The 12,929-nt window shown below is 67.8% G+C and carries 8 protein-coding genes; 6 read left to right on the top strand and 2 right to left on the bottom strand.

What is annotated here, in order from left to right; all coding sequences use genetic code 11:
* Positions 1-7: 7 nt before the first annotated feature.
* Positions 8-6,646, top strand: coding sequence for a polymorphic toxin-type HINT domain-containing protein (locus tag E0H75_RS34225; RefSeq protein WP_131517847.1), 6,639 nt, complete (start codon positions 8-10; stop codon positions 6,644-6,646).
* Positions 6,647-7,174, top strand: coding sequence for a hypothetical protein (locus E0H75_RS34220; protein ID WP_131517846.1), 528 nt, complete (start codon positions 6,647-6,649; stop codon positions 7,172-7,174). It begins immediately after the preceding gene.
* Here E0H75_RS34220 and E0H75_RS34215 read toward each other — a convergent pair.
* Both E0H75_RS34215 and E0H75_RS34210 read right to left on the bottom strand, forming a co-directional pair.
* Positions 7,167-8,453, bottom strand: coding sequence for an SAM-dependent methyltransferase (locus E0H75_RS34215; RefSeq protein WP_131517845.1), 1,287 nt, complete (start codon positions 8,451-8,453; stop codon positions 7,167-7,169). The genes E0H75_RS34220 and E0H75_RS34215 overlap by 8 nt on opposite strands.
* On the bottom strand, positions 8,450-9,829 hold the full coding sequence (locus E0H75_RS34210) for an FAD-binding oxidoreductase (protein ID WP_238163434.1): 1,380 nt from the start codon (positions 9,827-9,829) through the stop codon (positions 8,450-8,452). The genes E0H75_RS34215 and E0H75_RS34210 overlap by 4 nt, the downstream gene beginning before the upstream one ends.
* Before the next feature lie 76 nt (positions 9,830-9,905).
* Between E0H75_RS34210 and E0H75_RS34205 the strand changes: the two genes are divergently transcribed.
* From E0H75_RS34205 to E0H75_RS34190, 4 genes are read left to right on the top strand one after another with little or no spacing between them, the layout of a single operon-like run.
* A complete protein-coding gene (locus E0H75_RS34205) occupies positions 9,906-10,838 on the top strand; it encodes a 2-hydroxyacid dehydrogenase (RefSeq protein ID WP_131517843.1) in 933 nt (310 codons plus the stop codon).
* A gap of 12 nt (positions 10,839-10,850) precedes the next feature.
* Positions 10,851-11,945, top strand: coding sequence for a WD40/YVTN/BNR-like repeat-containing protein (locus E0H75_RS34200; RefSeq protein ID WP_131517842.1), 1,095 nt, complete (start codon positions 10,851-10,853; stop codon positions 11,943-11,945).
* The gene (locus tag E0H75_RS34195) at positions 11,945-12,229 is read left to right on the top strand and encodes a ubiquitin-like small modifier protein 1 (RefSeq protein ID WP_131517841.1); all 285 of its coding nucleotides are present in this window, start codon (positions 11,945-11,947) and stop codon (positions 12,227-12,229) included. The genes E0H75_RS34200 and E0H75_RS34195 overlap by 1 nt, the downstream gene beginning before the upstream one ends.
* Before the next feature lie 42 nt (positions 12,230-12,271).
* Complete coding sequence (locus E0H75_RS34190; RefSeq protein WP_131517840.1) at positions 12,272-12,814, top strand: AAA family ATPase; 543 nt, start codon at positions 12,272-12,274, stop codon at positions 12,812-12,814.
* Positions 12,815-12,929: the final 115 nt, after the last annotated feature.

Genomic DNA, 12,929 nt, shown 5'->3' with positions numbered 1-12,929 from the left:
AACCTGCATGCGATCTCTTCACTCCAAGCGGCGCAGCACGGCCGCGTTGGTCACTCTGCTCGGCATCAGCCTGGTCGCTGGTGTGGGGTCGTACGTCCCCGAGGCCCAGGCCAAGACACCCAACCGGCCGGCGCCGGCGGTGCAGCAGGAGAAGCCCACTCCGGGCAAGGCCTTCGTGCCCGCAGCGAAGCGGCCGGTCGACCGGGCCGTAGCAGCCAAGACGTCGGCACCGGTCTGGCCGGTGGCTTCGGTCTCGACCATCGGGACCTCGCTGCAGAGCAAGGTCGCGGCCACGTCGCCGGTCTCCGCGGCCGTCAACTCGACGGCCCGGAGCACGGCGGCGCCGACCGCTCGGCTGGAGGTGCTCAGCCAGGCCGCTGGCAAGGACCTCGGCGTCGCGGGAATCGCGATGCGGTTGTCCCGGACCGATGCCCAGGCCGCCGCGCCCGCGAAGGTGAAGGTGCAGGTCGACTATTCGAAGTTCGCCGACGCCTACGGCGGTGACTGGTCGTCCCGGCTGCGTCTGGTGCGACTGAGCTGCGCGACCACCTGCACCCAGGAGCAGGAGGTCGCCGGGGCGAAGAACGACGTCGACACGAAGGTCGTCTCCGGTGAGGTCGAACTGACCGGCAAGCAGGCCTCGACCTTCGCCGTGACCGCCGGCGCCTCCGGCCCGGCCGGCTCGTACGCCGCGACGACGCTCTCTCCGTCCTCGATGTGGAACGTCGGCGCTCAGACCGGCGACTTCACCTGGAGCTACCCGTTGCGGGTGCCGCCGGGCACCGCGGGCCCGAAGCCTGAGCTGTCGATCAGCTACAGCTCGGGGTCGGTCGACGGGCAGGTCGCATCGACCAACAACCAGACCTCGTGGATTGGCCAGGGGCACTCTCTAGAGCCCGGCTACATCGAACGCAAGTACGTGTCGTGCGCCGACGACATGACCGGTAGCAACACCACGGTCAAGACCGGCGACCTGTGCTGGAAGACCGACAACGCGGTCCTTTCCCTGGGCAGTCACACCGGTGAGCTGCTGAAGATCAGCAGCACCACGACGCCGCGGGTCGACACGTTCCGGCTGAAGAACGACGACGGAACCCTGGTCCAGCGTTTGTACGGTGCCACCAACGGCGCCAAGGACGGCGAGTACTGGCAGGTCACGACGACCGACGGGTCCAAGTACTCGTTCGGTCTCAACCCGCAGGTTCCGGGCGACGCCCGCGCCGACTCGGTCAGCACGGTTCCGGTCTTCGGCAACCAGGCCGGCGAACCCTGCCACCAGACCACGTTCGCCGCGTCGTACTGCACCCAGGCGTGGCGCTGGAACGTCGACCGGGTCGTTGACCTCAGCAACAACCTGATGAGCTACCGCTACATCCAGGAGAGCAACTACTACGGCCGCAACAACAACACCGGCGTCTCGATCTACCAGCGCGCCAGCTATCCGTGGATCATCGACTACGGGAAGGTTGCAGGAAGCACCGAGACGACCACGGCCGCGCCGGCACGGGTGTGGTTCGGGGTCTCGGAGCGGTGCCTGCCCGACGCCGCGCTGGCGTGTGATCCGGCCCAGCTGACCGCGGCCACCGCGTCCCGCTGGCCGGACACGCCGTTCGACCAGCTCTGTACGTCGGCCACGACGTGCCCCAACCGCACGTCGCCGTCGTTCTTCACCCGCAAGCGGCTGACCACCATCAACACCGAGGTCCTCGGCAGCAACAACAGGTACAACCCGATCGACACCTGGACCCTGACCCAGGACTATCCGGCGACCGATGTGGCTCCGTCGTTGTTCCTGCGCTCGATCACGCACCAGGGCCGAGTCGGCACGGCGTTGACCAACCCCAGCGTGACGTTCACGGGAATCGACAAGCCGAACCGGGTCGACGCGATCGGTGACGGTGCCCCGGCGATGGTCAAGTACCGGGTGTCGTCGATCCAGTCGGAGTCCGGCCAGATCACCAACGTCAACTACAGCGACGCGGACTGCACGCCGACCTCCAAGCCGGCCAGTCCCGCGACCAGCACCAGACTGTGTTTCCCGGTCTACTGGACGATCGAAGGCGGCGCCGCGCCGACACTGCAGTGGTTCAACAAGTACGTGGTCAGGTCGATCGCGGTCGACGACAACTCCACGGATGCTCCGGACCAGTTGACGTCGTACGAGTATCTCGGCACACCGGCCTGGCACTTCGACGACAACGAGTTGACGCTGCTGAAGTACCGCAGCTGGGGTGACTGGCGCGGGTACTCCAAGGTCAACGTGAAGTCCGGCCCACCGGCTGACCAGACACAGACGCAGTACCTCTTCTTCCGGGGTATGCACGACGACCGTCTCGACGCGGCCGGTACGACGAAGAAGACGGTCATCGTGACCGACAGCCAGGGCGGCACGGTCGAGGACGCCAACCGGTACAACGGTTTCGTCCGTGAGCAGATCACCTACAACGGCGCCGGCGGGGCAGAGGTCGAGGGAACCATCTCCACGCCGTGGGTGGTGGCGACCGGATCCGTGGATGGCGAGACGGCCATGATCCTGCGGACGAAGTCCTCGGTGACACGGACTCGGTTGAGCAGTGGGAGCTACCGCACGGCGGGAACAGTGACCACGTTCGACTCGGTCGGTCTGCCCACCCAGGTCGACGATCTGGGCGATCTGTCCACCACCTCTGACGACCGTTGCATCCGGTACACCTACAACCGGAACACCGGCCTGTGGTTGCTCAGCCCGGTGAGCCGGGAGGAGAAGGTGTCGGTCGCATGCGGCACGACACCGAGCCGGCCGGCCCAGGTCATCTCGGACCAGCGCAGCTACTACGACGGCAACGCCGGCCTCACGGACGCGCCCGTGCGCGGTCTCGTGTCCAAGGTCGAGACCATGAGCGGGTGGACGTCCGGCCCGGTGTACGAGCAGCGGTCGCGGACGGTCTACGACACGCTCGGCCGGATCATCGAGACGTACGACGGCCTGGGCCGGCGTACGAGCAAGGTCGCGTTCACACCCGCGACCGGCGGTCCGGTGACGGCCAGGTCGACGACGGATGCCAAGGGCTTCGTCAGCACCACCTCGATCTCGCCGGCCTGGGGAGCGACCCTGGCCGAGGTCGACCCGAACCTGCGCCGCACCGATCTCGAGTACGACGCCCTCGGTCGACTGACCGGGGTCTGGCTGCCGAACCGGTCGAAGTCCGGTGGTGCGACCGCCTCGATGATCTTCAGCTACTCGGTGTCCAAGACTGCGCCGACCGTTGTCGCAACGCAGGAACTCAAGCCCGACGGCACGTACAAGACGACGCGCACGCTGTTCGACGGCCTCTTGCGCCAGCGGCAGGTGCAGACCCCGGCGGCCACCGGCGTCGGCCGGGTGCTGATCGACACGAGGTACGACGAGCGCGGCAACGTCGCAAGCCAGGACGGGCCGTACTACGACACGGCGGCGCCGTCGAACGTCCTGTTCGACGCCAATGAGCCGAATCTGCCGGCGCGGACGCTCAACACCTACGACGGCGCGAACAGGCTCGTCTCGTCCCAGTTCGTCGTCCAGAACGCCGAGCAGTGGCGGACGGAGACGATCTACGGCGGGAACGCAGTGGCGACGATTCCACCGGCCGGCGCGACCACCTCGATCAACATGATCGATGCCCGGGGCAAGGTGACGGAGCTGCGGCAGTTCCATGGGCGTGCGGCGGGTGGTGACTACGACTCGACGAAGTACACCTACACACCGGACGACCAGCTGGAGACGGTGACCAACCCGGCGGGCAGCGTGTGGCGGTACGGGTACGACCTGCGCGGGCGTCAGATCCGGGCCGAGGACCCGGACAAGGGGACCACGACCTCGGCGTACGACGCGGCGGATCGGGTGACGTCCACCAAGGACGCGCGAGGTCAGGAGCTGTTCTTCTCCTACGACGAGCTCGACCGCAAGACCGCCGTACGCAACGGATCGGCGACCGGGCCGGTGCTGTCCAGCTGGGTGTACGACACGCTCGGCAAGGGACTGCTGACCTCGTCGACGCGGACGATCAGCGGCAACAACTACGTGTCGGCGATCACCGGGTACGACACGATGGATCGCCCGGTGGGGACCCAGGTCGTCATTCCGGCGTCCGAGGGGAAGCTGGCCGGGACGTACACGAGTACGACGCAGTACAACCCGGACGGCAGCGTCAAGAAGGCGAAGCTGCCGACCACGCCGGGCCTGCCGGACGAGACGGTCGATCTGTCCTACGACGCGGCCGGCAACGTCGCCAAGATGGGTGGCTGGCAGGCGTACGTCAGCGCGACCAAGTACGGCGAGTACGGCGATCCGCTGCAGTACAACCTCGGTCAGCAGACCGGCAAGTCCGTGTACCAGTCCTTCGAGTACGAGCAGGGGACGCGGCGGCTGGCCAAGATGAAGGTCGACCGCGAGAGCGTCCTGCAGACCGACGACACCTTCGTCTACGGGTACGACGACGCGTCGAACGTCACGTCGATCTCGCACCAGTTCGCGACGTCGACGGATCTGCAGTGCTTCGCGACGGACTACCTACAGCGGACGAGTGAGGCCTGGACGCCGGCCAGTTCGTGCGCGACGGCGCGGTCTGCGTCGACGTTGGGCGGGCCTGCGCCGTACTGGCAGTCGTACTCGTACGATGCCTCGGGCAACCGGACTGGGTTGGTTGACCACAAGGTGGCGGGGGACACGACGTCGACGTACGCGTATCCGGGGGCGACCGCGGTCCGGCCGCATGCCGTGACAGGTGTGTCGACCGCCGGGCCTGGCGGGACGTCGGCTGACACCTACGGGTATGACGCGGCCGGCAACATGTCGACCCGGACGGTCGGCGGTGACACGGACACCTTCAGCTGGGACGCGGAAGGCCACCTGGCGTCCGTCAGCGGCCCGGGCGGCGACACCAGCTTCGTGTACGACGCGGACGGCAGCCGGTTGATCCGCCACGATCCTCAGGGTGCGACGCTCTACCTCGCCTCGGCCGAGGTCCGCTGGGACAAGGCCACGGACGTGGCCAGCTCCACCCGGTACTACGACTTCAACGGCGCGACGATTGCCATGCGCAACAACAGCTCCTCGGTCGAGTACCTGATGTCGGATCCGCACGGCACGGCGTCGGTCTCCGTGGACGGCCTGTCGACGACCGTCTCGCGACGCTTCATGGACCCGTTCGGCAACTCACGCGGTACGCCGTCGCCGACCTGGGAGCCGAACTCGCACGGCTTCGTCAACGGTGTCGATGATCCATCGACCGGGCTCACTCATCTCGGTGCACGCGAGTACGACGCCAAGCTCGGCCGGTTCATCAGTGTGGACCCGCTGGTCGACATCTCGGACCCGCAGACGCTGAACGCCTACGCCTACTCGAACAACAGCCCGGCGACCTTCAGCGACCCCGACGGAATGATGTTCGTCGGCGGCAAGGGCGCCGACGGCTTCGAGACCAGGGGACCGGGTTCGCACGTCCCTGGGCCGCAGGACACCAAGCCGACCAAGACGACACCCACCGTCTCCAGCAAGGACAACGACGCCAAGGGGACGAGCAGTGCGGCGGAGACCGAGATCTCCCACCACACGCAGAAGGTCAAGGAGGCCAAGGAGCACGTCAAGAAGGTCATCAAGGACCTGGTCAAGATCGTCGCCGACGAACTGGGCATCACCGACGCCCTCAACTGCTTCACCAACGGCGACATCGGCGCCTGCATCTCCACCGGCGTCACCGTCTTGTCCTCCTTCGCCGGCGGCATAGCCGGCAAACTCATCACCAAATACGCCTGGCGCCTCAAAAAAGCCTGGAAACTCGTAGGCCGCATCAAAGACCTCGCCGGCGAAGCCATCGACGGCATCAAGGGAGTCCACAAAGCCGAAGACGAACTCAAAGCCGTCGCACGATGTAACTCGTTCAAACCCGGGACCTTGGTGCTCCTCGCGAACGGGAAGACCAAACCGATCGAGAAAATCGAAGTCGGTGACGCGGTCCTGGCGTCAGACCCCAGCACCGGAGGAGTTGCACCGCATCCGGTCGTCGCTACCATCATCGGCCAGGGCACCAAGGAACTCGTCGATATCGCGGTCTCGGCGAAGGGTGCTGATTCGCAGCGAGTGCAGCACCTCGTGGCGACCGATGGGCATCCGTTCTATCTGCCTGGCCCGCAGCAGTGGGTCGCTGCGGCCGGCCTCGTCTCGGGTGACGAACTGTCGAGCCTTGAATCCTCGGCGCCGGCACGGGTTGTGGCGCAGACCCGGTACGAGGCTGTCGCCCGAGTCCACAACCTGACGGTGGCAGGCCCGCATACCTACTACGTGATGGCCGGCGCGACGCCGGTGCTCGTCCACAACTGTGGCGGCGAGGACGAAGTGGCGGAGGCTGCCAAGCGTAGTCGCGCGCAGGGACTGTCTCCGGATGAGAACGCAACAGGCGACCATACTGTGTTCGAGCGGGACGCGAACGGCGTTGTGACCAGGTACCAGACCTGGATCAAGAACGATCGTCACCCGGCGGGTTGGCAGCCAGGCCCGCGCTTCCGCGGTACAGGTGGGCCGCACTCCGGGATGAATCCGCCGCTCTACTACCCTAAGGGCAGAGGTAAGGCCATCCCGGGGGCGCAAATCCCGGATCGAATTCCGCCGGGTTATCTAGATGGAGATTAGATGGACGCCGCGGCTGTGCGCAGGCTCTTCCAGGTTTCGTTTCCTGAGGTGGAGTCCGAGGATCCGGTCGAGTACTTCGGGGAGATCGGTTCGGCGGTCGACGCGCTGGTGTACGGATGGCTGTACTGGCCGAAGCTGGTGGAGCAGCACGGGGCGGTATTCCTAGCCCTCAACGGAGACGACGAGGCGTACATTGCCGAACGGCTCGCAGCTGCGATTGCTGCGAGCCGCGACGAGCCGCGCGGGTCGTGGGCCGAGGCGGTCGACAGCTTCAATTTCTTCGAGTTGGAGTATCTGTTCGGCGTCCGGCCAGCGACTGCGAACGTGCAGGAGGACGTTGTGCAGCAGCTCGGCAGTGTGTTGGTCGAGACCTGGTCGGCGCGGCTCGCGTCGGCCTATCCCGACCGCCGGTTCTCCGTGACGCTCCGGCTCGCGGACGAGTCGCTGATGCTGGCCACCCGGGTGCAGGTGACGCAGAGGACTCCAGCGCTGGTACCGCCGGCGGGCTGGAACGCTCGGGTCAGGTGAGCCAGGTGGGGCGGAGGGGAAAGTGGGCGTTGTGGTTGGGGTCTAGCTTTACGGCCAGGAATTGGTGGAGTTGGGTGTTGTTGCGTTCGAAGCCGACTCGGCAGGCGGCTAGGTAGAGGCCCCAGATCTTGGCGATGGGGTGGCCTACTTCGGCGACGGCTTCGTCCCAGTGGGTCTGGAGGTTGTCGGACCAGGCGGCCAGGGTGAGGGCGTAGTGCTCACGGAGGTTTTCGGAGTGGCGGACCTCGAAGCCGGCGTCCTGGGCTTCGGCGATGATGCGGCCGGAGCCGATCAGTTCGCCGTCGGGGAAGATGTAGCGGTCGATGAACGCGCCAGTGGAGCGGAAGCGGTTGTCCGGCCGGGTGATGCAGTGGTTCAGCAGCCGGCCGCCGGGCTTGAGCCGGTCGAGCAGGAAGCCGAAGTACGACGGATAGTTCCGTACGCCGATGTGCTCGGTCAGACCGATCGAGCTGATCGCGTCGAAGTCGCGCTCCGGCACATCGCGGTAGTCGAGGAACCGTACTTCGGCCAGATCCTCCAGCCCCTCGCGTTTGATCGCCTCCGACGCCCACTCCGCCTGCGCCGACGACAACGTGACCCCCAGCGCGCGGACGCCGTACTCGCGGGCCGCGTGCCGGACCATGCCGCCCCACCCGCACCCGACGTCGAGCAGCCGCTGCCCCGCCTTCAGATCGAGCTTGCGCGCAACCAGGTCGTACTTCTCGTACTGCGCCTGCTCCAGCGTCGCGTCCGCGGACGGGTAGACCGCGCATGTGTACGTCATCGACGGCCCGAGGATCCACTCGTAGAACGTGTTCGACACGTCGTAGTGGTGGTGGATCGCCGCCTTGTCCCGGGTCCGCGAGTGGCGCAGTCCCTCGAACGCACGGCGCCACTTCGGCAGGTGCTCCTGCGGCGGGGGCGGCGGTGGTTTCAGGTGGCTCCAGCCGAGACCGCGGACGATCCGCAGCGCCTCCGCCGTCGTCGGCCGCTCGAAGTGCAACTGGTTGAGCATCATCCGCATCAGCTCGTACGGATTGGCCGGGTGGATGCCGGTGATCTCCAGGTCACCCATCACGTAGGCGCGGACCAGGCCGAGGTCGCCGGGCGCCGTGAGTACGTAGGACAGGCCACGCTCGGAGGCGAGGTGCATGTGGATCGGCGAATCCTCCGGGCCGGTCGCGCTGCCGTCGTACGCCGTGAACCGGAACGGGAGACCGTCCGGGGTCACCGTCGTGAGTGCATCGGCAATCGAAACCTGGGTCGCAAGCGTCGTCATCGGCGCGTCACCGCCTTCTCGTAGAGCCCGGTGAGCCGGGCGTCGGGGTCGTAGCGTTTCTTCACCGCGTTCAGGGCCGGAACGTTGTAGAGGCCGTCGAACGTGTCGCGGTCGTAGTACGCGTCGGAGTACAGCGACTTGTGGCCGTCGAAGCGCGCGACGGCGTCCTCGATCGCCCGGTTCACGTCACCGTCGGCGGCACCGTCGGCCACGGCCACGGTGCCCCAGAAGCCAACGTTCACGTACGGCTCGCCGGGCTTCAGCGGATACAGCGGCCAATCGGTGGACCCGCGCAGCCGCAACGGGCACAGCCACACCGGCCGCATCCCCACCTCGGCGTCGAACCAGCGCAGGAACCCGGCCAGCTGCGACGCCGGGATCTCGACGTCCTGGACCACACGTTCGCGGTCGGCGTGGCCGCGCCGGCGATTGAGGCGCGCGGCGACGTGGTGCCGGTTCTCGAAGCCGACGATCTTGTGGAACACGTCGCTACGCCGCCAGCGCCGCGGCCACACCCGCCGTACCCAGGGGTTCTGCGCACCGAACGCGGCCGAGCACCAGAACCAGTCGGTGTCCCAGCGCCACAGGTAGTCGTGCGCGGTGAGGAAGTCGGTCGGCCGCTGCTGGATCGAGCGGTAGTAGATCTGCTGGCCGGTGTAGTCACTGGTCCGCACCGCCGCGTCGCTGTTGCGGCCGAGCGTCAGGTACGCCTCCGACGGAGTGAACGCCACTCCGTCGACGAAGTGCACCGGCTCGCCCTCGTACATGCCGGAGGCAACGATCTCCTCGATCACCGGACCCAGCCGGTCCAGCTCGGTCCGCACATGCCGGAGCGCGACGTACGGCGAGATGCGGTCGAGCTCGATCCGCAGCCGGGTCGCGTAGCCGAGCGTGCCGTAGGAGTTCGGGAAGGTGCGGAACAGCTCCGCGTGCTCGCCCTCGGGCCGGGCCGTGACGAGCTGACCGGCGCCGGTGAGGATGTCGAGCTCGAGCACCGACTCGTGCGGCAGCCCGGCCCGGAACGACGACGACTCGATGCCGAGCCCGGTGACCGCGCCGCCGAGGGTGATGGTCTTCAGCTGCGGGACGACCATCGGGGTGAGGCCGTGCGGCAGCGTCGCCGCGACCAGGTCCTCGTACGTGCACATGCCCTGGACGTCGGCCGTCCGCGCCACCGGATCGACCTCGATCACGCCGGTCAGTCCGGACACGTCGAGGCCGGGCCGGTCGAGCTCGGTTCTCGGCCGGAACAGGTTGGAACTGCGCTTCGCCAGCCGGACAGGACTGCCTGCGGGGATCCGTTCGTACGACGCCCGCAGCTGTCCTACCGCCTGATCGTGATCGAGAGTCCGAACCGGATCCGATGTCGAAGGCACCGATCCAGAGTACGACGACGGCTCGCGGCTGGCACGGGAGTTCACACTGTCGGAGCGGCCGAGTAGGTTCGTGGGCATGGCTGATGTGGTGAAGGCATGGCTGCCCTGGGAGGACCCCGACACCTTCCTCGGTGGGCTGCCCGCGGGGTTCGACGTGGACTTCTTCGACGGTGACGAGCGGCCGGCGTCGCTCGCCGAGGTGGAGTTCTACGTGCCGGGGTACATGGGCGGTGACCGGGTGATCCAGGTCGTCCGGGACATGCCGAACCTCAAGGTCGTGCAGACCCAGACGGCCGGGTTCGAGCATGTTGTGCCACACCTGGCCGAAGGCGTCACCTTGTGCAATGCCCGCGGCGTCCATGACGCGTCCACGGCGGAGCTGGCGGTCGGCCTGATCCTGGCGTCGTACCGGCGCCTGCCGCGAGCCGTCCGCAACCAGGAGCAGGAGGTCTGGCCGTCGTCGTACACCGAGCTGGACGACTCGCTCGCGGACCGGACGGTGATGATCCTCGGGTACGGGTCGATCGGTGAGGCGCTGGAGCGGCGGCTGACCGGGTTCGAGTGCGAGATCATCCGGGTCGCCCGGCGGCCGCGGGAGGGTGTGCACCCGATCATCGACCTGCCTGAGCTGCTGCCTCGCGCGGACGTGGTCGTCGTGCTGACGCCGGCGACCGCCGAGACGCGGGGGATGGTGGACGCGAAGTTCCTGGCCCAGCTGAAGGACGGCGCACTGCTGGTGAACGTCGCCCGCGGTGTCGTCGTGGACACGGACGCGTTGCTGGCGGAGCTCACCACGGAGCGGATCAGCGCTGCGCTCGACGTGACCCATCCTGAGCCGTTGCCCGCCGGGCATCCACTGTGGTCAGCTCCGAACGTTCTGATCAACCCGCACCGTGGCGGCGCGTCGACGGCCTTCGAGCCGCGAGTCGCCCGCTTGGTGCGCGCCCAGCTGGAGCGCTACGCGAACGGGGAAGCACTCATCAATGTGGTGGCGGGGCCGCCACGCTAAAGGAGGACAACGATGTCCGAGGCCGTACTGCTGATCGGGACCAAGAAGGGGCTCTGGATCGGCCGGAGCGACGCCGCGCGCCGGAGCTGGACGCTGGACGGTCCGGTGCCGGAGTTCGAGATGCAGAGCGTGTATGCGGTCGGCATCGACACGCGTGACGACCGGCCTCGGCTGTTCGTCGGCGGGACCAGCGAGCACTGGGGTCCCGCCGTGTTCCACTCCGACGACCTCGGGACGACGTGGGCCGAGCCGCCGCAGGGCTCGATCGGGTTCCCCGACGACGCCGAGGCGTCGCTCGAGCGGGTCTGGCAGATCCAGCCTGCGCCCGAATCGCAGCCCGGCGTGGTGTACGCCGGGACGCAGCCGTCGGCGCTGTGGAAGTCGACCGATGGGGGAGTGACGTTCGAGCTGGTCCGCGGCCTGTGGGACCACCCGCACCGCAAGGAGTGGGGCGCCGGCTTCGGCGGTCAGGCGGTGCACACCGTGCTGCCGCACCCGACCGACCCCGAGCGGGTCAGTGTCGCGATGTCGACCGGCGGCGTCTACCGGACCGCCGACGGCGGTGCGTCCTGGTCGCCGGCTAACCAGGGCATTCAGGCGAAGTTCTTCCCCGACCCGTACCCCGAGTTCGGTCAGTGTGTGCACAAGCTGGCCGGGCATCCCGACGTACCGGACCGGATGTTCGCGCAGAACCACCACGGTGTCTACCGGTCCGACGACGGTGGCGCGATCTGGAAGTCGATCGCGGACGGACTGCCGTCGGACTTCGGATTCCCGATCGTCGTGCATCCGCACGAGCCCGACACGGTGTACGTCTTCCCGCTGGTCGCGGACGCGAACCGGATCCCGACCGAGGCCAACTGTCGCGTCTACCGGTCCCGCGACGCCGGAGCGACCTGGGAGCCGTTGTCCACCGGACTGCCCGACGTCTCGTTCGTGCCGGTCCTGCGCGATGCGATGACGACCGACGCGGCCGACCCGGCGGGCGTCTACGTCGGCACACGCGACGGGTGCGTATACGCGAGCGCGGATGCCGGCGACACGTGGGTCGAGGTGGCGAGTCACCTGCCGGACGTGCTCACCGTGCGCGCCGCGGTGCTGGGCTGATGATGGTCGCGGTCAGGCTGCCGACGGTGCTCAGACCGTTCGCGGACGGAGCCGAGCGGGTCGAGATCGAGGCCGGCGGCGAGCCGACCGTCGCCTCGGTGTTCGCCGCCCTCGAGGCTCAGCACCCGGCGCTCCGCCGGCGCCTGACCGACGAGCAGGGTGCGATCCGCCGGCACGTGAACGTGTACCTCGGCAACGACAACATCCGCGACCTGGACGGTTTGGACACCAAGCTGCCCGACGAAGCCGAGCTCCTCATCCTGCCCAGCGTCGCCGGCGGTTAAATGACTGCCGTTCGCCGGGCCGGTTGGCTAGCGTCTGGCGACATGAACGGCGAGCTCATCGTGCTGACCGGACCGCCTGGCGCAGGCAAGTCGACCGTGGCCGAGTTGGTTGCCACCGACGCGGAACGGCTGACCGTGCACCTGCTGACCGATCAGTTCTACACGGCCATCCGCACCGGCTTCGTGCCGCCGTACCTGCCCGGGGCGGGGGACCAGAACGATGTGGTCGTCGACGTGATGGTCGGGGCAGCCACGACGTACGCACGAGGTGGGTACGACGTCGTGGTGGACGGGGTCGTCGGCCTCCATTACGTGCCACCGTTCCGCGCCGCCGCGGAGCGGGCCGGCCTGGTGCTGTCGTACGTCGTACTCCGGCCGGATCTCGACACCACGCTGGGCCGGGCCCAGGACCGGGGCGGCGACTCGCTCAAGGATGCCGCGGCGATCACCGGGCTGCACGAGATGTTCGCCGGCCTGGGTGAGTTCGAGTCGCATGCGATCGACACCAGCGAGTTCGACCCGCAGCGGACGGCAGACGAAGTACGGCGTGCGGTCTCCTCCGAACGCTTCCGTTTGGTCGGATGACGACGGAGAGCGATTCGCTGGTGGCGTAGAGCTGCGTACAGTGACCAAGGGGTTGTCGCACGGTCCAGCGCGGCTTACTGTCGGCGAAGGGGCGCGCGGCGGGGCCGCGGCCTGG

Origin of the sequence: Kribbella capetownensis, assembly GCF_004331485.1 — a bacterium.
Taxonomy (GTDB): domain Bacteria; phylum Actinomycetota; class Actinomycetes; order Propionibacteriales; family Kribbellaceae; genus Kribbella; species Kribbella capetownensis.
Note: the sequence above shows the minus strand (reverse complement) of the source record. Positions and strands in the feature narration are given on the sequence as shown.